Source organism: Collinsella sp. SGI.095 (genome assembly GCF_050314535.1).
Lineage (GTDB): Bacteria > Actinomycetota > Coriobacteriia > Coriobacteriales > Coriobacteriaceae > Collinsella.
This window is the reverse complement of record NZ_JBNPNG010000017.1, coordinates 1-21,653: the sequence shown is the minus strand read 5'-3', so window position 1 is coordinate 21,653 and position 21,653 is coordinate 1. Positions and strand designations below refer to the sequence as shown.

General features: G+C 60.6%; 14 protein-coding genes and 1 other RNA gene. 3 read left to right on the top strand and 12 right to left on the bottom strand.

What is annotated here, in order from left to right:
* Positions 1-3: 3 nt before the first annotated feature.
* On the bottom strand, positions 4-450 hold the full coding sequence (locus tag ACQRCA_RS06870) for a PTS sugar transporter subunit IIA (RefSeq protein WP_427719653.1): 447 nt from the start codon (positions 448-450) through the stop codon (positions 4-6).
* Between the two features lie 9 nt (positions 451-459).
* Positions 460-1,170: a transaldolase gene (locus ACQRCA_RS06865; RefSeq protein ID WP_117564350.1), complete on the bottom strand. Its 711-nt coding sequence runs from the start codon at positions 1,168-1,170 to the stop codon at positions 460-462.
* A 347-nt stretch (positions 1,171-1,517) separates the two neighbouring features.
* Between ACQRCA_RS06865 and ACQRCA_RS06860 the strand changes: the two genes are divergently transcribed.
* Positions 1,518-2,309 carry a DeoR/GlpR family DNA-binding transcription regulator gene (locus ACQRCA_RS06860; RefSeq protein ID WP_195838607.1) on the top strand — a complete coding sequence of 264 codons (792 nt, stop codon included), beginning with the start codon at positions 1,518-1,520 and terminating at the stop codon, positions 2,307-2,309.
* Positions 2,310-2,352: 43 nt separating this feature from the next.
* Here the strand turns inward: ACQRCA_RS06860 and ACQRCA_RS06855 are convergent, their stop codons facing one another.
* A complete protein-coding gene (locus ACQRCA_RS06855) occupies positions 2,353-3,183 on the bottom strand; it encodes an HAD-IIB family hydrolase (RefSeq protein WP_427719652.1) in 831 nt (276 codons plus the stop codon).
* Between the two features lie 75 nt (positions 3,184-3,258).
* Here ACQRCA_RS06855 and rlmKL point away from each other — a divergent pair, with 75 nt between their 5' ends.
* Positions 3,259-5,826, top strand: coding sequence for a bifunctional 23S rRNA (guanine(2069)-N(7))-methyltransferase RlmK/23S rRNA (guanine(2445)-N(2))-methyltransferase RlmL (rlmKL, locus tag ACQRCA_RS06850; RefSeq protein ID WP_427719651.1), 2,568 nt, complete (start codon positions 3,259-3,261; stop codon positions 5,824-5,826).
* A 96-nt stretch (positions 5,827-5,922) separates the two neighbouring features.
* Here rlmKL and ACQRCA_RS06845 read toward each other — a convergent pair whose 3' ends face one another.
* The 4 genes from ACQRCA_RS06845 to ACQRCA_RS06830 form a co-directional block, all read right to left on the bottom strand.
* The gene (locus ACQRCA_RS06845) at positions 5,923-6,636 is read right to left on the bottom strand and encodes a response regulator (protein WP_427719650.1); all 714 of its coding nucleotides are present in this window, start codon (positions 6,634-6,636) and stop codon (positions 5,923-5,925) included.
* A 4-nt stretch (positions 6,637-6,640) separates the two neighbouring features.
* Positions 6,641-8,266 (bottom strand): sensor histidine kinase, encoded by a 1,626-nt coding sequence (locus tag ACQRCA_RS06840; RefSeq protein ID WP_427719649.1) that lies wholly within the window; start codon positions 8,264-8,266, stop codon positions 6,641-6,643.
* 187 nt (positions 8,267-8,453) lie between these two features.
* On the bottom strand, positions 8,454-10,481 hold the full coding sequence (locus tag ACQRCA_RS06835) for a KUP/HAK/KT family potassium transporter (protein ID WP_427719648.1): 2,028 nt from the start codon (positions 10,479-10,481) through the stop codon (positions 8,454-8,456).
* Positions 10,482-10,639: 158 nt separating this feature from the next.
* Positions 10,640-11,509 carry a nitroreductase family protein gene (locus ACQRCA_RS06830; protein WP_154517858.1) on the bottom strand — a complete coding sequence of 290 codons (870 nt, stop codon included), beginning with the start codon at positions 11,507-11,509 and terminating at the stop codon, positions 10,640-10,642.
* Between the two features lie 213 nt (positions 11,510-11,722).
* On the opposite strand from ACQRCA_RS06830, the gene ACQRCA_RS06825 reads away from it, so the two are divergent.
* Complete coding sequence (locus ACQRCA_RS06825; RefSeq protein ID WP_427719647.1) at positions 11,723-14,023, top strand: LTA synthase family protein; 2,301 nt, start codon at positions 11,723-11,725, stop codon at positions 14,021-14,023.
* 691 nt (positions 14,024-14,714) lie between these two features.
* Here the strand turns inward: ACQRCA_RS06825 and bilS are convergent.
* From bilS to ACQRCA_RS06800, 5 genes are all read right to left on the bottom strand, one after another.
* Positions 14,715-15,266: a flavodoxin family protein BilS gene (gene bilS, locus ACQRCA_RS06820; protein ID WP_427719646.1), complete on the bottom strand. Its 552-nt coding sequence runs from the start codon at positions 15,264-15,266 to the stop codon at positions 14,715-14,717.
* 111 nt (positions 15,267-15,377) lie between these two features.
* On the bottom strand, positions 15,378-17,237 hold the full coding sequence (locus ACQRCA_RS06815) for an ABC transporter ATP-binding protein (protein WP_427719645.1): 1,860 nt from the start codon (positions 17,235-17,237) through the stop codon (positions 15,378-15,380).
* On the bottom strand, positions 17,238-19,121 hold the full coding sequence (locus ACQRCA_RS06810) for an ABC transporter ATP-binding protein (RefSeq protein ID WP_427719644.1): 1,884 nt from the start codon (positions 19,119-19,121) through the stop codon (positions 17,238-17,240).
* A 501-nt stretch (positions 19,122-19,622) separates the two neighbouring features.
* An RNA gene (gene ffs / locus ACQRCA_RS06805) (signal recognition particle sRNA small type) lies at positions 19,623-19,718 on the bottom strand.
* Positions 19,719-19,924: 206 nt separating this feature from the next.
* Positions 19,925-21,653, bottom strand: a 1,729-nt coding sequence (locus tag ACQRCA_RS06800; RefSeq protein WP_427719643.1) for a vWA domain-containing protein, incomplete at its 5' end; no start/stop codon positions are given.

The following is a 21,653-nucleotide window of genomic DNA, read 5'->3' as shown; positions in this document are numbered from 1 at the left end:
GGCCTAAAAGAATGAACGCATGGTCTCCAAAACCTGCTCGGGCGTATCGCATGCGCTGAGCTTGGCAACGCAGTCCTCGTCCTCGAACATCTGCGAAAGCTCCGCCAAGCAGCCAAGATGAGCCTTGGGGTCGGGTGCGCAAATACCCACGAGCACGTGAACCGGATCGAAATCCTCATGTCCAAACGCAACGGCAGGGTCAAGCGTGACAATGCAGATGCCGGCCTCGCTCACATTGCCATCGGCCTGAGCGTGAGGCATGGCAATGCCCTCTTCCAAGACCATATAGGGACCGAATTTGTGAACCGACGAAATCATGGCGTCAACATAGCTCTGGTCGCATTTGCCGGCGTCAACGAGCAGCTTACCGCATGCCTTGATCGCTTCCTCCCAATCGGAGGCCTCGACGTGGCAGGCAACAAGCTCGGACTTAAGAAGATCGGTCAGCATGCTCGCCCCCTACTCCTCGGGCAGGATATGGAAACCAAGTGCCTGAATGTCGCGGGCGAAGCCCTTGACCGTATCAAGCGAGTACTCGAGTAAATCTTTTCCGAAATTCTTGCGCTTGGCAAGAAGGGCATTGGGAACCGTAATGATCTGGCAGCCAACGGACTCCGCCTGGAAGATATTGAGGACCTCGCGCGTAGACGCCCAAAGAACCTCGGCAGCAGGCTTAACGGCAGCCTTCTTTACGGACTCCGCCATGAGGGGCAGCGGATCGACGCCGGTATCGGCAATGCGACCGGCAAAGATGGACAGAATAGAGGGGGTCTCGGCAGAGACGGCATCGACAAACTCGTCGACCTGCTCGGGCGTGAAGATGGTAGTGACATTCACCTTGATACCGTCGGCAGAAAGGCGCTTGACCAGCGCGGCGGTGGACTCGCCCTTGGTGTTGAGTGCCGGGATCTTAACGTAGACGTTGTCTGCCCAGGTTGCAATCTCGCGGGCCTCGGCCTCCATACCCGCCTCGTCGTCGGCAAATACCTCAAAAGAGACCGACACATCGGTGATGTGCTCAAGAACCGTCTTGGCAAAAGCGCGGTAGTCAGTCACGCCACCGGCCTTCATAAGGGAAGGATTGGTCGTGAAACCCTGAACGTTACCATTGTCATGCATGTCAAGCATGCCTTCGAGGTTAGCGCCGTCGGCAAACACCTTGATCGCCATGTTCGGTCCTTTCTCATCTAGCACTATTGCTATCGAAAGCCTTCTTCTTTGTTTCAAAAGCTTTTCGGTTTTCTTTTATAAACCATTTCAAAAGCTATCGAAAGCTCAATTGTCATCTTTCCGTGAACGGTCGAATATCGGGTGTGAACGTACTTCTTTTGGGCGGCACCTTCAGAACAAGCCCTCTACACGCTATATAAGTGCAAACTATCTGCTACGCATGCATTTGGGACATGCCATTCCGTTCATTTGATTCATTCGATTTTGCCTTGTCCTTTTCATATCGATACGTTATATTTCGATTACGAAAGGCGTATCTTTTGCCTTTCGTTCAAAAGGAGCGGCATATGGCATCTACTTCAGACCTTTCACCGGCCGAGCGTCAGCGATTTATTATGAACTGGCTGGCCGAAAAGCCAAATATCTCGGTATCCGACATCGTTCGCCGTTTTTCGGTTTCGGAAGTCACCGCACGACACGACCTCGTCTCGCTGGAATCCGAAGGCAAGCTGCGTCGCGTACGCGGCGGAGCGGTATCGCTTTCACGCTCCAACGCAATCTCGTATCCCGAGGAGCGCATCAATGTCCAAGTCGAGGCCAAAGAGGCCATCGCCGCAACCGCGGCAACTCTTGTTGATGATGGCGATGTTCTGGTAATTGATATCGGCACCACAGGCTTTTACTTCGCTAAGGCCCTCATGGACAAGCGTGAGATCACCATTATCACCGGCGATCTTGCAATCGCGAACTATGCCAGCTTTAATCTCCCCAATGCTTCGGTAGTGCTGCTGGGCGGCTCCGTGCGCAAGGGCCACCTCTATCTCGCGGGCGCACTAACGCTCGACTGCATGAGCAAACTCCATGCCGACAAGGCGTTTGTCAGTGCCGACGGATTCCACCCCGACCACGGTTTTACCGTCGAGCACGACTTCTCAGCCATGATCAAGCATATGTACCTGACCAACTCAAACCAGAGTTACATGATGGTTGACCAGGGAAAGTTCAACAAGACCAGTTTTTATCAGTCCGCGCAGATCGATGACCTCGATGGCATCATCGTTGATGGAGACGACGAGGGTATCATGACGGCGGCGATCGAGAGCAGTCGCAGCCATCCCAAGCTCTATATTGCAAAATAGCTCAAATGGCCGGGTCGCCCCCCCCTGCGGGCGACCCGGCCATTTATTCAATCAACCCAAAATGCCGCATCGCTGTGACGGTGCCGTCGTGTGCGACATCGTCGGTCACGTAGTCGGCGACCGCCTTGACCTCGGGCATGGCGTTGCCCATGGCGACAGCCGTCTCGACCGCAGCGAGCATGCCCAGGTCGTTGCCCGAATCGCCAAAGCCAAAGGTGCGCGCATTTCCTTCGCGGCCCAGATACGCCAGCGCTCGCGCCACGCCCACGCCCTTGTCAATACCCTTGGGGCTCAGCTCGCGATTCTGGCCACCGGTGTTGCACAGCTCAAACTCGCAATCGATAAAGCCGTCATCATTGGCTACGCGAGCCAAACTGGGCACACTGAGGCATACCTTGCCCACGCGCAGACTGCCGTCGACGCGCATTTCCTCGGTGCTGTGCACCACAGAAGTGCCGATCAGAGACGACTGCTCAACGCCCACAGGCTCCAGGGCAAAAGTAGCCACGTTGGTCTCGAAAAAGGCCTCAATCCCTGCCGCGGCCATACGGCGCGCAAGCTCCTCGATAACGTCCTCGTCAAAGCAGTCCTCGTGTACCACGCGTCCCTCGACCTCGAGCGTGGCGCCTGCCATGGCCACGACGCCCGCGGGGTCGAGCGCACGCAGGCTATCGGCGATAAGCCACAGGGGGCGACCCGTGCAGATAAATGCCTTGTGCCCTGCATCGCGCAGTGCACGGAACGCCTCAACCACCGTCTGCGAGGGGCGAACCGCCGAAAAGTCCTTATCGGTCATATCGTCGGGATCGAACGACGTCAACGTGCCGTCCACGTCAAAAAAGAGCACGGCGGAATCGGGGCACGCATCAATCATATGGGTTCCTTTCGGGGATGAGGGCAAACGAAGCATCCATCATATAATGGAGCGACGCAACCAGAGAGGTCACCCATGGAATTTTACGCAAGCTGCCCCGAGGGCTTTGAGTCCGCACTCGCCGATGAGCTTAAACGCCTCGGGCTTTCGCATGTCCGCCGGCTGAAGGGCCGCGCTACGTTTGAGGGCGAGCTCGAAGAAGGCTACCGCGCCTGTCTGTGGTCGCGCCTGGCGAGCCGCGTGTTCGTGGTTCTTGGGCGCTTTGAGGCGCAGGATGCCGACGAGCTGTACGATAGCGTTTACGACATCGCCTGGGAGAACATCATCCGCCCCGGCGCAACCATCGCCATCACCGCCCGCGGCGTGACCGAGCAGCTGCGCAACACACGCTTCTCTGCCTTGCGCGCCAAGGACGCATTGTGCGACCGCCTGGCCGAAACCACGGGCCGTCGCGCCGATGTCGATGCCGCCGATCCCGATGTTCACCTGCTGCTTTCGCTGCGTCAGCGCCGCGCGAGCATCAGCCTGGACCTTTCGGGCGACCCGCTGTTCAAGCGCCTGCCGCCCGCAGCGACCCGAGCCGGCGAGGGCGCGCACGTGCTGCGCCCCGACTACGCCGCCCTGGTGCTGGCGCAGGTCGGCTGGACCGCACTATGCGAGCGCGAGCTGACGGCCGATGATTACGAGAACGAAGCCCTGCCCACGCTGATCGACGCCTCGTGCGCCGGCGGCGGTCTGCTACTGGAGGCCGTGAACATTCTGACCGACCGCGCCCCGGGCGCTGCACGCGAGCGCTGGGGCTTTGAGGGCTGGCAGCCGCACGACGCCGCCCTGTGGGAGCAGCTGCTTGCCGAGGCACGCGAGCGCGAGGCGGCGGCGCGCGAGCGCCAGGCGCGCATCGTCGCCGTGGACATTGACCCCGCTGCCCGCAAGACTGCCGAGCGCATGGTCAAGTGCGCCGGCTACAAGCGTTTTGTCGACTTTTGCGCTGCCAAGCCAGCCACCGTGCTGGACCATGCAGGCGCTGTCGCCGGCGCCGCCGTGGTCGCGGATACGACCGAGACACCGCTTTCGCTCATGCACGACGCCATGACGCTGGTCGGCGAGCTGCGTCGCGCGCCCGAGCTTGCCGCGGCGCCGGTCGCTGCGCTCACCCGCGATGGATTGCTGGCCCGCTCGCTCCACGCCGAGCCCGAGCGCTCGATCGCCGTCATGCCCAACAACGAGGAGGCGACCGTCGAAGTCTGGCCGTCGCTCGACCACGCCGCCGCAGCGTTTGAGGCTGCGACCGGCGCAGATGCCGAGGCCGAGGTTGCGGATACCAACGAAGTCAACGACAAAGCCGCCAGCACCCCCATGCCCGAACCTGCCGCCACACTCGACCTGGGCGACGGCAAGCCGCTGCCCGTGCTCATCCCCGAGTCCGAGCAGTTCGCCAACCGCTTGCGCAAGAACGCCCGTCTGCGTCGCAAGTGGGCAAAGCGCGAGGGCGTGAGCTGCTACCGCGTCTACGATGCCGACCTGCCCGATTACTCCGCCGCCATCGACCTGTACGAGGGCTGCCCGCAGACGCCGGGCCGCTGGCTCGTCATCGCCGAATACGCCGCGCCCAAGACCATCGATCCCGCGCTTGCCCAGGCCCGCATGCTCGACATTCTGGCCATCGCGCCGCGCATCCTAGATGTTCCCGCCGAGCACGTGCACGCCAAGGCCCGCATGCGTTCGCGCGGCGGCTCGCAGTACGGCAAGCAGGGCGCCGGCAAGGGCGGCTCGGGCGAGCGCGCCAATATCGCACGCCGTCGTCTGCCGCTCATCGAGGAGGGCGGCCTTACCTTTGCCGTCAACTTTGACGACTACCTGGACGTCGGCATCTTCTTGGATCACCGCGTCACCCGCAACCTGGTGCGCGAGCACGCCAAGCAGGCGCGGCGCTTTCTCAACCTGTTCGCCTATACCGGCACCGCTACCTGCTATGCGGCAGACGGCGGCGTCGAGGAAACTGTGACGGTCGACCTCTCCAACACCTACCTGGACTGGGCCGAGCGCAATATGCGCCAGAACGGCTTTGTTGGTCCGCAGCATCATTTTGTGCGCGACGACGTGCTTGCCTGGATTCGCGTCCAGCGCCAGACGCGCAACCGCTGGGACCTGATTTTTGTCGATCCGCCCACGTTTTCGAACTCATCAAAGATGGGCCGCCGCACCTGGGACGTCCAGCGCGACCATGTTGAGCTTTTGGCCGGCGTATCGCGCCTGCTCGCACAGGGCGGCCACGCCATCTTTAGCTGCAACCTGCGCGGCTTCCGCCCCGAGACGCGCAAGCTCGCGCGCGCGGGCGTCGTGCTAGAGGACATTACGGCGCAGACCATCCCCGAGGACTTTGCGCGCAACCAGAAGGTGCACCATTGCTATATCGTGCGCCGCCTGCCCATCGAGGACGCCATGGCCGAAGTCGGCTTTAGCGCCGAGGAGATTGCAGAGCGAACCGAAGAGCTGCGCAACCCCGAAGCCCGCAAGCCTCGCGCAACGACGCCCGCGCAAGCGCAGGCCGGAGACCGAGGGTCGCGCGGCGACGGCAAGCCTGCCTGCGCCGGCAAGCCCAAAAAGAAGAAGTTCTACGCCAGCAAGCCCAAGGGTAAATAAACAAAGTTGCGGTGGAATGCGGACTGTTTTGCCTGGAAATTAGGCAAATTTAGACCGTATTTCACCGCAACTCATATTGGGATGGTGGTTGGCGATCTAGCCCTGGGTGACCAGGCGATAGCCGATACCCACGTGCGTCTGGATATAGCGCGGATGCGCCGGATCGGACTCGATCTTCTTACGCAACGTGCCCATAAAGACACGAAGGCTCGCCAGGTCGCTCTTAGTTGCCGTGCCCCAAATCTCGTGCAGGATAAACTGGTGCGTCAGCACCTTGTCGGCGTTGTGCGCCAGCAGGCACAAGAGCTTGTACTCGATCGGCGTCAGATGCAGCTCCTCGCCATCCATCGTGGCGATGCCGGCATCAAAATCGATATGCAGCTCACCGGTATCGAACGAGCCCTCGGAGGCAACGCCACCCGTTTGCGCATACGAAAGGCGCCTGAGCGTCGTGCGAATGCGCGCGAGCAGCTCCTCGACCGAAAACGGCTTGGTCAGGTAGTCGTCGGCACCGGCATCGAGTGCGCGAATCTTGTCCGCATCCTCGCTGCGCGCCGAGACCACAATGATCGGCATGCCCGACCATGCGCGCACCGACTCCACCACCTTGACGCCGTCCATATCGGGCAGGCCCAGATCGAGCAGCACAATACTCGGTGCCTGCGATGAGGCGGCGGCGATGGCGGCATGGGCGGTCTCCACGGCCATATGGCGCAAGCCGTGCGCCTCGAGCGCGGCAAAGATAAGGTTGCGGACGGCGGGGTCGTCCTCAACGACCAAGATGAGCGGTTTCATGGCAGAGTTCGACACAGCGTTACTCCTTATCAAACGAAACGTCGGCGGCGGGAAGCCCAATCGTAAAGACCGAGCCGTGCGGGTCCGCCGCGGCAACCTCTATGCTACCGCCATGCGCCAACATAATGGATCGACAGAGCGAAAGTCCCAAGCCCACGCTGCGATGGCTATCAGCCAAGCCATGGTTGACAGTGTAGAACGATTCAAAGATCCGGCCCTGCTCCTCGGGCGCAATACCGGGACCGTCATCGGCGACGGAACATGCCACCTGTCCATCGTTCGCCATAATCGAGATCACGATATGCGAGCCCGACGGCGTATAGGCAATAGCGTTGTTCACCAGGTTCACCACCAGCTGCACCATCAGGCGCGCATCGACGTTGACGAGCGCCGGCTCGTCGCACGGCACCACCTTAAGATCGTGCTCGCGTACAGCCGGATTCACGTGGCGCAGCGCCTCCTCGACGATATCGTCCATGAGCTCGAGCGTGGTCGACAGATACATGCCGCCGCCCTCGAGCTTTGTGATGGCGAGCAAATTCTCGACGGTGGCGTTGAGCCATTGCGCATCCGAACGAATGGAAAGGAGCATGCTGCGGCGCGTCTGGCTATCGAGCACGGCCGTGCCGGTCGAACCCTGGTCGAGTAGCACGTCGGCATTGCCCGAAATGCTGGTAAGCGGCGTGCGCAGATCGTGCGAGATGGAGCGCAGCAGATTGGCGCGCAGCTGTTCGTTTTTGGCGAGCACCGCCGCCTCCTCGCGGGCCTCCATGGCGCGGGCGCGATCGAGTGCCAGCTCGCCTTCGCTCACGATGGCGTCGGCAAGTGTCCGTTCCTCGTGCGTCAGCATGTCGGGCTCGGCAACGATAGCCAGCACGCCCACCACCGAGGCGGGGTCGCCCGAGCGCACGAAGCCGTCGCCCGTGCAAACCGTCAGGTAGATGCCATAAAACGCCGAGCCGCCATAGGTGGCATCGAGCGGCGTTCCCACATAGGCGGACGCCGAGAGCCGCGGCGGCATCTGGGGCGTCAGCTGGTGCACCGGCGCGGCGTCACCCACGGCCGTGTACGTCGCACGCGGCAGCAAGTCATCATCGTCGGCGTCGGCGCTGTACCACACGACCGGACAGCCCGAAAGACGCGCCAGCTGCGTTGCCATGGCATGCACAATCTGCTGCTGATCGGGACACCGCTGCAGCATGCGGTTGGTCTCGAGCACCATATGCGTGCGACGGTCGCTGGCGGCAGCCTGTGCCAAGGCGCGGCGCAGGGCCAACGCAATCGAGCTCGACACAAGCGAGACCACAAACATGATGAAGAACATGCCGGGATAGACGCGGTCGATAAACGATAGCGAGCAGCGCGGGTCGACAAACAAGAAGTTGTAGAGCGCTACGGCGGCAGCCGAGCTCAGCAAGCAATACAGGCGGCTCCAGGTAAAGAATGCGCACAGCTGCACGGCGAACACATAGACGATCATGATGCTCGGCGCGAGACCAGGATGGTCGAGCAACGCACCCACAATCGTCGCCGCGACCAGCAGCCCCGCCGATACGCAGGCGTCATACAGAGGGCTGCGACGTGTCAGCGTTGTGCGCCGCCACCAAAAGCTATCGGCAATATCGCCGTCCGCACGGACGTCCATCGGCACCCCGCCCCTCTCTTAAAAACAAAAACCACCACAGAGGGACAGCACCTTTGTGGTGGTTTCCCTTGTGGTGGTTCCAAGTGTATAGCCTTTGCAGTCTGCGGTCGTTAGACAAACAGCACGTGCGCGAGCAGGGCGCACACTCCTGTCCATCGAAGGCCAACTCCATGCAACCTGTCGGCGACTACGGGCGCTCGTTGGGGGCCAAGCGCTGCATCTTGTTCACAGCCTTGAACTTGGTGAACAGCGGCACATACTCAAAGCTCACGTTGGAGTTCTCCAGGCCATACCAGCGCGCCGGCGTACCGGCAAAGCGGCGGATGATGTACTTGAGCGTGATGGCCGTGCGCTCGCTCGGCTCCACGTCACTCTCGGGCGCCAGGAGCTTGCGGATCATGACGAACTTAAACGTGCCGATGTTGCCCGGATCCTTGTAGACCGAGTAGTCATGCATCTGCGGCGGCAGCTCGCCGGTGGCGGCCAGATCCTGAACAACCTGGCGCAGGTAGGCGTTCACGCGCTGGTTAACCTTGTAGCCCAGGTACAGATGCACGCGGAAAACATAGTCGGTGCCAAACGTCTCGACCGAATAGGCAAAGGTATGCGGTTCATCCATGGTCTCGACGTTCACGAACCACCAGGCGCGGGCGCGCTTGGGATGCTTGTCCAGAATCGAGTAGACGATATCGCGGTCGATGTAGTCGGTATTGGTGTCCTTGGTCAGGTACACGATGTTGTCGCTCATAAGCTCATAGCGATCGTCGTCGCGCAGGCGCTTGAGCTGCGGCAGATAGCTGCGCAGCGGCAGCAGCGTAAACTGACGCCGCTCGACCGCCGTGCCGTTGTACCAGCACAGCATAACGCCCATGATGAGCATGGCCATAAGAATAGTGAAATAGCCACCGTGGAAAAATTTGGTGAGCGAACTCACAAAGAAGAAGCCCTCGAGCATAAGGAAGAACACAACGAAGATATACGGGACGACCTTAAGGCCGCGATCAACATGCAAGTAGAAGAAGAGCAGCAGCGTCGTGCACATCATGGTCAGGGTAATCGCCAAGCCGTAGGCGGCCTCCATGTGCGCCGAGCTCTGGAACAGCAGCACCACGATGACGCAGCCCACAAGCATGACGTTGTTGACCATGGGAATATAGAGCTGGCCCTTGGTCTCGGCAGGATAGAAGACCTGCATGTGCGGCATGAGGTCCAGGCGGCTGGCCTCGGACACCAACGAGAAAGCGCCGGTGATGAGCGCCTGCGAGGCAATGATGGCCGCGACGGTGGAAAGGCCGACGGCAAAGGGACGCAGGCCCGGGGTAAGCATCTGGTAGAAGGGGTTGAGGTCGGCGATACCCATGAGCTCCGGGTTGCCGGCGTTGTTGATAAGCCACGCGCCCTGGCCCATGTAGGACAGCAGCAAGCAGCACTTAACGAACGGCCAGGTTGCGTAGATGTTGCCACGGCCCACGTGGCCCATGTCGGAATAAAGCGCCTCGGCACCGGTGGTGGCGAGGAAGCAGCTGCCCAGAATCATGATGCCCGCATGGTTGTTGGGGCTCAACAAAAAGGCGATGCCGCGCACCGGGTTGAGGCACAGCAGCACGGCGGGGTGCTGGAAGACAAAGAACAGACCCGTGCCGCCCAGGAACAGGAACCACAGCGTCATGATGGGGCCAAAGGCGTGGCCGATCTTGGCCGTGCCGATGCGCTGCACCAAGAAGAGCGCAATGATGATGGCAAGCGTGATGGCCACGACGCGGGCCTGATCGTCGCCCAGCACGGCATGGACTGCCGGAATGGTGCGCAGGCCTTCGATAGCCGTAGTCACGGTAACGGCAGGCGTGAGGATGCCATCGGCGAGCAGTGCCGCGCCGCCCAGCATGGCGGGGATGATGAGCCATTTGCCGCAGCGCTTAACCAAGCTGTACAGAGCAAAGATGCCACCCTCGCCATGGTTGTCGGCGCGCAGCGAGATGAGCACGTACTTGACGGTCGTCAGCAGCGTGACCGTCCACACGACGAGCGAGAGCGCGCCGAGCACGAACTCCTCCGTGACGCTTCCGATGCCGCCGTTGCCGGCAACGAGCGCCTTGGTTACATACATGGGGCTGGTGCCGATATCGCCATACACCACGCCCAGCGTGACGAGCATCGCCGAGATGCTCACAGGAATCGCAGCGTGCGAGGCTGCCTCCTTGGCCTTTTGTTCCATAAGCCGGTTTCCTCCCAACTTTAACGTTCGAGGGGATTATAGATAATCGTCCCATGTTTTAATGCACTGTTTTCCCAGCTAGATAAACATTTATACGGCCTTTAGGCCACCGCGGCGATATGGAATGTGACAAAGGGACTGTCCCTTTGTCACATTCGTCATTTTCCGAGCCAGTTTTTGAACCACCACTCCATGGATCGGCTCATCTCGGCCATAAAGGGGCTCGTGTGCTTGCGGGTGTAGATATCCACGACGCGCTCCCCCACCTCGCGGGCATGCGGACGGAACATCGCGTCCATCTCGGCCACCTGCGCATCCATGGTCGCGGCATCGGCGCGGCGATAGCGCTCCTCGTGCACCAGGTTCACCACGGGATGCGCAATCGCCGGGCGCTCCTTGCGGGGCGTGCCGATGATGAGCATCGACAGCGGCATGGTATAGGGCGGCAAGTCCAGCAGCGCAGCAACTTCCTCGGCGTTCTCGACGACATCGCCGATATAGCAGCTCCCCAGCCCCAGGGCCTCGGCGGCGACCACGGCGTTTTGGGCAGCGATCACGGCATCCTGCGCCGCGATGGCAAAGTCGCCTAAACCCGGCGCGCGGCGGGGCGCCTTGCCCGTGCGCTCGACAAACTCGGGCTCAAAGCAACCCACGTGCTCAAACAGATCGATCCACTTGGCATAGTCGACCACAAATATAAGTGCCCAGGGCGCCTTGGCGATCATGGGCTGGTGGTCGCACAGGTCGGCCAGGCGATCGAGCGTTGTCTGCTCGCGGATACTCACGATGGAATACATCATCATGGCGCCTGCCGACGGCGCGCGGCTCGCCGCATGCAGAATCGCCGCCCGCTGCTCGTCGGTCACCGCTACGGGACGGTCGTTGTCATCGCGCGCAAAAGCGCGCGTGGACGAACGGTGCTCCAAAATGTCCAGCACCGCGTTGCCCGTGGTCTCGACCGGATAGCCGCCCGCGCCCATGCCAGCGCCCACGTCGCCCGCACTCGTCATACAAACCTGCTCGTTCATCGCCTCAACCTCGCCATTTCTTTAAGAAGCCTTTACGTTTCCGTGTAATTCCCGTCCATTATCGCGCAGGTCGCCACTACATTGCGCCACACCGCCACACATGCGCGCTAATATGGCTGGTTGTTGTGCGCAGCCACCAATCGCAGCGCATATCTTGGTAACAATCGGGTAAACCCCCGCTTTCGTAGTTTTAAGTTTGTGAGGAGTCTCAGCATGTTCGCAGCCGCCATCTCGCTCGTCGGTCTTGCGGCGACCGTCTTCCTTGTCTTGCGCGAGGCCAAAGCCATTCGCGCGCAGTCGGGCACCGTTGCCAAGGGCGCTCTTGGATGGAGCGTCGCCTTCGGTCTGTTCCAGGTCTTTTTGACCATTTGGGGCGCCATGGGCCTCGTCGCCCAAAACGAGCCGCTCGCCTTTGTAATGCTCGTTCTGACCAATGCCATCCTCACCGGCTGCGCCTGGGCCAGCATCGCACGCGACCGCATCGCCCCGCGCGTCTTTGCGTTCGCCGCGCCCGACGCCCCCGCCCCCACCGGCAAGCTCGCCCGTCTGCGCGGCGCCTTTGTGGGCAAACCGCTCGTCGCCGCCGTGCTGTGCCTGCTGCTCGCCGGCGTCTTTGCGCTGCTGGGCATGGAGGTCTCGTCCAACCACGACTTTACCTGGGTCTACCCCCTGTGCATACTGCTCGAGTGGGCCATCATCACCACGCTCATGGTCGGCCTGTTCTTCCTGTTCCAGCGCCGCGGCGCAGCTCCCGCCGCCCTGGCCTTCGCCCTCTTTATCCTGGGCATTGCCGAGTTCTTCGTCATCACGTTTAAATCCATGCCCATCCAGCCGGGCGACCTTTCGGCCATCTCCACCGCCGCCGCGGTCGCCGGCAACGGCTACACCTACTCGATCTCGCTGTTCTGCGTGCTGTCCATGGGCTTTACCGCCATCGCCATGCTGCTATGCGAGTACGCCGGCCTGGTAGCACCGCACCGTCAGAAGGGTGCCGCCAACGCCAAGCGCATGCTGCTCACCAACCTGCTCGTGGCGGTGCTGTGCCTGGGCGGCGTGACCGCGCATGTCACGCTTATCGACTACTACAACACCCTCGGCATCACCGTCTACACCTGGCGCCCGCTCGAGAGCTACTGGCGCGAGGGTTATCTGCCTGCCTTTATTAGTGCGGCACAGTCCATCAAGCCGCCCAAACCCGCCAACTACTCCGCCGACGACGCCAAGGCAACGCTCAAAAAGTATGCCAAGGCCTATGACAAGTCCGATGCCGCCACAAGCGACGCCCGTACCGCCGCCCAAGAGCAGTTCGATAGCGAGAAGCCCACGGTCATCGCCATTATGAACGAGACCTTCTCGGATCTTTCGATCTATCAGGAGATGCACGCCGGCTACGAGGGCCCGCAGTACTTTAAGAACCTGTCCGACTGCCTCAGCCGCGGCAAGCTCTACGTGAGTGCCTACGGCGGCGGCACCGCCAATACCGAGTTTGAGTTTATGACCGGCAACTCCATGGCCAACCTGGGCTCGGGCGTGTACCCCTACACCATCTACATCATGGAAACGACCGGAAACCTGGCAGAGCAGTTCAAGTCGCTCGGATATTCCACAACGGCCATGCACCCCAACCACGCAACCAACTGGAACCGCGAGAACGTCTACAAGGACTTTGGCTTTGACCAGTTCCTGTCTATCAACGACTTCCAGGGAGCCGACACCTTGCGCGGCATGGTGACCGACCAGGCAACCTACGACAAAATCCTTGAGCTGCTCAACCAGAACGCCGACCCGCAGTTCATCTTTGACGTGACCATGCAGAACCACTCGGGCTACGATACGGGCCTGCTGCCGGCAGATAAGCAGATGCACCTGAACATCGACACGACCGATCTGGACGCCAAGACCATCGAGGACGGCACACTCTCCGATGTCGACGAGTACGTCTCGTGCATCGAGCAGTCCGACCAGGCGCTGCGCTACTTCCTCGATGCCCTGCGCAATCTCGACCGCAAGGTGGTCGTGGTGTTCTGGGGCGACCACCAGCCGTTCTTCCCGTCCAAGTTCAACGATAAGTGGTTTACCGGCGAGGACGACGCTACGCATCAGGAGCGCCTGTGGCAGACCGACTACATCATCTGGGCCAACTACGACGTTGCCGGCTGCGACCAGGCGAGCGAGGTCGACGACCTGTCCACCAACTACCTGTCCACCCAGCTGATGCAGCTGATCGGCGCACCACTGACCGACTACCAGAAAGCGCACATGACGCTGCGCAAGTCGCTGCCCGCCATCAACTCGGTGGGCTACGAGGACGCTAGCCTGCGCTGGGCGCTCTCCTCCAACGTCACCGGCGAAGACGCCGTCGCCGCGGCGGCCACCAAGGCGCGCGAGGATTACGCCAAGATGCAGTACTACGAGATGTTCCGCGACGGCAAGAACGTGTACACCGAGCACCTCCAGACCGAGGCCAACGAGACCGACCCCAACCTGGCGCCGGGTACGACCAAGATCAAGTAGCGGGGATCAAGTAACGGGGTCGGGGGCCCGAATCGGCGGCAGGCGGAGGTACGGGAAAGGTCTGCTGCTCAAACAGTCCTGCGCAAGACGGGGGCCACATTAAGTGGCCCCCTTTGCGTGCGGAACTCGCGACAGACCTTTCCCGTGCCTTCGCCTGCCGCCGCCCCTCACCCGTTGCGGGTTGAGTGGGCTGATAAAGAAACTGCGCTCACCTCATGGTAGAAGCGTGGCCTGTCATGCGAATCGCGGAAACTGTGTCCCAGAATTCACGTCCGGAGTGGGATGCACTTTCCGCTTGAGGGCCTGTTGGGAAAGCGCATCCCACTTCAAGAGTAAATTCCGGGTCGCACTTTCCGCTAAGGCTCTCAACCGGAAAGTGCATCCCATTCCAAGCCTTAATTCCGGGACACAGTTTCCGGACAAGGCGTAAAGCGGAAAGTGTATCCCAGTCTGAGCGCCGATTCTGGGACACACTTCCCGAAACCCTGCCCATCTGGAAAGCCCGTCCCACGCTCAATACATCCAGCGGATGCAGGAGAGCGTGTCTTCCAGGACGGCCTCGTCATCGGGGTGATGGAAAATGTCGCCCCACACGCTTGCCACGGTTGCACCCGCGAGTGTCAAGAAAAAAGCCTCGAGGATTTCGAGGCTTTCGCTTCTGTATTATTTCGCACGCGCGGCAGCGATAGACCTACTCGCCCAGCACGGCCTTCTTGGCGGCTGCCGCCATGTTGTCCAGATCTTCCTTGGTCGGATGGTCCTTCGCGGCAACCCAGTTGTCGAGCAGCATCTTAGCGCGGGCGTTGTCGGGATCTTGCTCGAGCATGGCCTCGTAGCGCTGCTTGACCGCAGGGCCCATCTTGCCCTGGCACATCGCCCAACCTACAAGCTCGGCATCATTGGCCAAATTGGAGGTCACGCGATCGATAATCTGCTGATAATAGCTCTGGTCGGCGCCAAAACCGCAGGTGCCAAACAAAAAGACGCGCTTGCGGTGCAAGGTGGAGAGCAACGCCGCGACCGAAGGCGTGCACGCGCCCTTGTCACACCAAAAACCGACGAGCACCGTGTCGGCCGCGCAGGCGCCCTGCGCCTCGAGCGCAACCTGATCTGCATCCGCATCGTCGCTCAACGCCGCGGCATGGACAAACTCAACACCCGCAGCCTGCAGAGCGCGCTTGATCGCGCCCGAAACCATCCTGGTATTACCGCTCTTGCTGTTAACCACCAAAGAGCACGTCATAGTCACGTTGCCTCGTTTCCCCCAAAACTAAAGCCACTAATGCAATTTATTAGATGAATATCTTAGTACCAACGTGACAGATGTAAACCACCTGCCGCTAATCGGTGGCCCCTACTGGGCAAACTGGCTGCGGTAAAGATCGGCATAGAAGCCGTCTGCCGCCAGCAGCTCGTCGTGTGTGCCGCGCTCGATAATCTCGCCGTCGCGCATCACCAAAATGCAGTCGGCGTTGCGAATGGTGCTCAGGCGGTGCGCCACCACAAAGCTTGTGCGACCGGCCATGAGCTCGTCGAATGCCGCCTGCACCTGCAGCTCGGTGCGAGTATCGATGCTCGAGGTCGCCTCGTCCAGCAGCAAAATCGCCGGGTCGGTGAGCATGACGCGAGCGATGCACAGCAGCTGTTTTTGACCCTGGCTAAACGTGCCGCCGTCCTCGCCAATCACCGTGTTGTAGCCCTGCGGCAGCTGCACGATAAACTTGTGCGCATGCGCGCGCTTGGCAGCTTCGATAACCTGCTCGCGCGTGGCATCGGGACAGCCGTAGGCGATGTTATCTGCCACCGTGCCCTCGAACAGCCACGTATCCTGCAACACCATGCCAAAGGCACGGCGCAGGCTTGCGCGCGTGTATTCACGCGAGGAACGGCCATCGACCGCAATGCGGCCGGCATCGATATCATAAAAACGCAGCAGCAAATTGATGAGCGTTGTCTTGCCACAGCCCGTAGGGCCGACCAGGGCAAAGCGCATGCCGGGCTTGGCCTCGATGCAGATATCCTGCAGCAACTTGCGGTCGGACACGTAGCTAAAGTCAACATGCTCAAAGGCGACCTCGCCCTGCGGTGCGGCAAGCTCTACAGCGTCCGACGCGTCGGGCTCCTGCTCGCGCGCATCGAGCAGCGCAAACATGCGGCGCGCCGAGGCATACGCCGCCTGGATCTGCGTAATGACGTTGGTGACCTCGTTGAACGGCTTGGTGTACTGGTTAGCATAGGACAGAAAGATCTGCACGCCGCCCACCGTAAGCGCCGACGGCACGCCCGTGATCACGCCCGCGCAGCCGATCACAGCGACCACGGCATAGATGATGTTATTGATAAAGCGCGTGCCGGGGTTGGAGAGCGAACCCATAAACTGCGCGCGCTCGCCCGCGGTGTAGAGCTCGGCATTGAGGGCATCGAAGCTCGCTTGCGCGTTGGAGCCATAGGCAAAGGCGTCGACAAGCTTCTGCTCGCCCACGTACTCCTCGATATGACCACCGAGCTGGCCTTGGATGCGCTGCTGTGCCGTAAAGCTTTTGTTGGAGAGCTTGGCAATAGCACCGGCTGCAAAAATGGAAAGCGGCGTGACGAGCACCACCACGAGCGTCATGGTCAGGTTGATGGAAAGCATAAACGCGAGCGTGCCCACGATGGTGATAACGCCGGTGAAAAGCTGGGTAAAGCCCTGCAGCAGGCCATCGCCCACCTGATCGACATCGTTGACCACGCGGCCCATAAGGTCGCCGTGGGCATGGCTGTCGATAAAGCTGAGCGGCATGCGGCTGAGCTTGTCGCTCGCCTCCACGCGCATGTCGCGCACCGTCTCGTAGGACAGGCGGTTGACGCAGTAGCCCTGCAGCCACTGGAAAGCCGCAGCACCTACGACGACAATCGCGAGCTTGGTGACAAGCGGCAGCAGCGCGTCGAAGTCCACCTGCCCGGCGGCGACGATCAGGTCGATGCCCTCGCCGACGAGGATGGGCGTGTAGAGCTGCAAGATCACCGAAGCGGCGGCACTCACAAACGACGCTACAAACGAAATGCGGTGCGGACGAACATAGCCCAACAGGCGGCGAGTTACCGCGCCCACGGGATAGCGCTCGGGGTCGCCGGGCTGACGCGGGCCGTCACCCAAGTCACTGAGGTTATCGTTGCCGGACACGTTGGCCGTCATCGTGGCGACCGAACCGGAAGAAGTGTACGGATTCATTTAGCAGCCCTCCTTTGCGCAGACGGATGCGGGGGCGGTCGGGGCGCCTGGGACGGGCGCGGGGCTTGGAGCGGGCGTGGGCGCCGCACCCCCCTGCTGACCCTCGAGCTCCTCGCGGCGAAGCTGCGACTGGCAAATCTCGCGGTAGAGCTGGCAGCTTGCATACAGCTCATCGTGCGTGCCCAAGCCCGCGACCGAGCCGTGGTCGAGTACGCAAATCACGTCGGCGTCGCGCACGGTCGAGACGCGCTGGCTCACGATGATGGTCGTCAGCGGCAGCCCGCCCTCGGCGGTACCGCACACGCTTCGTTCGCGAATGGCACGGCGAAGCGCCGCGTCGGTCTTAAAGTCGAGCGCCGAGGCGGAGTCATCCATGATCAGGATCTGCGGAGAGTCCACCAGGGAACGTGCGATGGTCAGGCGCTGGCGCTGGCCACCGCTAAAGTTCTTGCCGCCCGCCTCGACCGGGGCATCGAGGCCCTGCGGCTTGTTGCGTACGAACTCGCTGGCCTGCGCCATATCGAGCGCCGCCCACAGCTCCTCGTCGGTTGCCGCCTCGTCGCGCCAGGTCAAGTTGCTGCGGATAGTGCCGCTCACCAGCGATGCACGTTGCGGAACGGTCGCAACCACATGGCGCAGCTGGTCGAGCGGCCAGGTGCGCACGTCGGCGCCCATCACGCTCACGCTGCCGGTGCTCGCATCGTACAGGCGTGGGATAAGCGAGACGAGTGTGGACTTGCCGCTGCCCGTGCCACCGATAATGCCGAGCGTTTTGCCCAGCGGCAGTTCCAGGGTCACATCGTTGACGGCGTTGGCAGCGCCGGCGCCAAACGAAAAGCTCGCATGGTCAAAGCTCAGTGCGGGAACCGGAACAGCGCCACCCGCCAGTTCGCTCGGCTTGGGCAGCGCGACCGGCTGATTGCCCTCATCGGTGATGCTCGGCTCACAATTGAGCACCTCGTTGATGCGCGACGCGCTGGCGCTCGCCTTGGTAAAGACCACGACCAGGTTGGCAACGTACACGATGGAGGTGAGCGTCTGCGTCATGTAGTTGACGAACGCCATAACCTGGCCCTGCGTAAGCTCGCCCGCGTTGACCTGGATGCCGCCCACCCACAGGATGGCGCACACGCCTAGGTTCATCATCAAAAACGTTACGGGGTTAAGGATCGACGAGAGCTTGCCCACCGCGATGGCGGTATGGGCCTGGTCGTCGGCGGCTTGGGCAAAGCGCTCGCGCTCGTGATCCTCGCGTACAAAGGCGCGGACCACGCGGGCGCCCGAAAGCCCCTCGCGGCAAATGAGTGCGATGCGGTCGAGCTTTGCCTGCAGCTGCTTGTAGTACGGAATGCAGCGCGCCATGACAAACCAAAACACCAGGCCGATGGCGGGCGTGCAAATCAAAAAGATCACGCCGAGCTTAAGGTCGATGGCAAGGGCCGCGCACATAGATCCCACCGCCAAGAAGGGCCAGCGAATGAGCATGCGCACGCCCAGCGCCACGGCAAGCTGCACCTGGTTGACATCGTTGGTAATGCGCGTGATGAGCGACGGCGTGCCAAAGCGATCGAGTTCGGCATAGCTCAGCTTATTGATGTGCTGGTAGAGTGCGCCGCGGATGTCGGTGCCCATGCCCTGTGAGGTGAGCGCCGCCATCTTTTGGCAGACGAGCGTAAACGAGATGCCGATCACAGCCATGGCGGCGAGCACCATACCGTAGTGGACGACGGCGTTGACATCGCGTGCGCCAATACCCTTATCGATCATCTGGGCAATCACGAGCGGCGTAAGTAGGTCAAAGATCACTTCGATCAACTTACACGCAGGGCCAATCACCATATACCGGCGAAACTTACCACCAAAACGCCTGAGCAGCTCAATCATAAAAAGGCGCTCCCTATCATCATCTCTCTTCAATCTGATTCATGATAATACGGCGAGCCCTGGAGATGCGTAAGCAACTCGTTACAGATGTAAGGGCGACGGTCACTAGCGCCCAAGGCATGTAGCAGCCGATGTTTTGGCAACGCCAGCGAGCGCCGCAAGACACGGGATTCAATTCTTCAGATAAAAGCGCCCTCTACGGGTGATTTTTGGACGAAGTGGTCCCGGTGCCGGCGGGCTGTTTGGTAGTCGAGCGATCCCGCAGGCAAAGCCGAGGACCAGCGAGACACCAAATACCCCATCACCTCTTGGACCGCGTTACCATCGATGTTTTGCCAAAGCCAGCGAGCGCCACCCAGAGCGAACAAGTTGGCATGAAAAAGGCAAGGCATAGACCTTCTGGTCATGCCTTGCCTTTTGAATGACAAATTGTCGCTCTGGGTGACGCGCAGCGTCGAGCATTGCGCGGTTTGGTAAAACCGCGCAAAAAGAAAGCCCGTGCGCTCGATGGATTCGGATGCCCGACAGAGGCTCCTTATGGCTGCTTCCTTCCGGACCTGACCAGATTCGGAACATGTCGTCATCCGAACCCATCGAACGCGCTAGGCGCTCGATATATATTACCTGCTCCCGTCTAGCAGAGCAAGATGCCCCACGGTCAAAAGGAAAACCACATGAGTGCACGGCAGCAAAAAGGCGCGGTCGCAAGTGTGCGACCGCGCCCCATCAGTTGCTTCGCAGAGAGCACTCAAGCGTTGCGTAAGCGCTGGGAAGCGAAACGTCGTTCGACGTCAACGCCGTTACTAATTACGGCGCTTGAGGATAATGCCGGCAACGCAAACGGCTGCACCGGCTACGACCAGCCCAATGACGGGCAGAATTGAGAAGGTATCACCCGTCATCGGCATGGTGCCCTTCTCGCCCTTCGTCGTCTTGACGGGCTTCTTATCGCTCGGCTTCGTGGGTTTAACCTCGGGCTCGGGCTTAGGCTCGGGAGCAGCAACCGTGTAGGTAACCGTCGGAACCGGGAAGTCGTAATCGGCGCCAGACACGTGATTGCTATCAACAGGATGCAGGGTTGCACTCTCGTTGACCTTGAGGCTATGGGTGCCGGCCTCGGTGGGCTTATTCACTAATACCTCGCTGTACGTAAGGACAACCGGTTTAGCGGGCACCGCGGCCTCGTTGAGAGTGAAGACGAGCTTCTCGTTCTCCCCTGCCGTGTACTTGAGGGTAAAGCGATAGGTGCCGTCCGCACGCTTGCCAAAGCCATAGGTGGTCTCGTCGATCTTCTCGGGCGCAAGGTCCTCGCCCGCAACATTCAGGCTGATCTTACTGGCATCGTTCACAAAGTCAAAGTTGTTGCCAATAAAGTCCTCGACCGTCGAGCCGGCGGCAATCTTGTCAACAAGCTTAGCCTTGATATCGGCAAAGTCGGTGTCGAGCTGGCTACTGTTGGAATTCCTGGTGAGGTACTGCAGGAATACCTGGCCATCAAAGTCGGCGGCGTTCTTGTAGTAGACGTTCATGTCGTAGCCAGCGTTGACCATCGATTGGAACGTGTCGTCCGTGCTCCAGAACGCGACGTCAATGTTGCACGGCGCGTTCACATCGACGGGGATGGGGTTCGTGGTGCCGTTATTGCGGGCGTCGTCGGTGTACTCGTAGTCGTACTGAGCCCAGTTCTTGTCAGAGTTCTCGTACTGGTCGCGATAGTACTTAAGATACTCGCCGAGCTTCTCGGGGCTCTTCATGGCCTGCGAGAAAATGAAGTTAGAGCCGTCGGAGAACTTCTTCCAGTCGTTCTTGAGATTGTACTCGCGAGACTGCCACTCCCAGATACCGCCCATTTTGTTCGATCCATAGGGGTATGCAGCGTGGGTCTCTGGATTCGTCTGCTTGGTTGGATCGCCAAACGACCTCGTATACGGTTTGGTGTAATCGCCGTTCTTGCAGTAAAGGTAGGTTGCACCGTCACTAATAAGGATCACGTGCTTGTTCTCGGCCTTAACGGCAGTATCCGCGTCGAGGATGCTCTTTGCGGCAAGAAGGCCAGCGTCCATGTTAGTGCCCGAATGCAGGCTGGAGTTCATTGCGTTCAGGATGTCATTATACCCCGTGACGACGTCGGTCAGCGGCTGCTGGATGTTACCGACCCTGTTGAAGAGGACTACGCCAACCTTGATGTCCAGACCATCAGCCTTGGCTTTCTGGCTAATTTGCTCCAAGAATTCTTTGGCTTGTTTGTAAATGTCCGTCTGCGCGGAAGCGCCCGACTTATCGAGCACAAACACAACGTCGGACGGCTCGGCCTCGCGCTTGCCCGGGAACGAAAGCGTAACCTTCGTCTCCAGATTCTCGTCAAGCTCGGTCGCCATCTTCTGGTTCTGCTCTAACGTGGACGATTGACCGGCGCCCCCCGCGGCATCGTCTGCGAATGACATGGTCGCCGGAGTGGCCATGCCTAACGTCAGCGCCAACACCGCGCCAACCGTAACCGCGCGCTTAAGCGTATTTCCCAATCTGTGCATC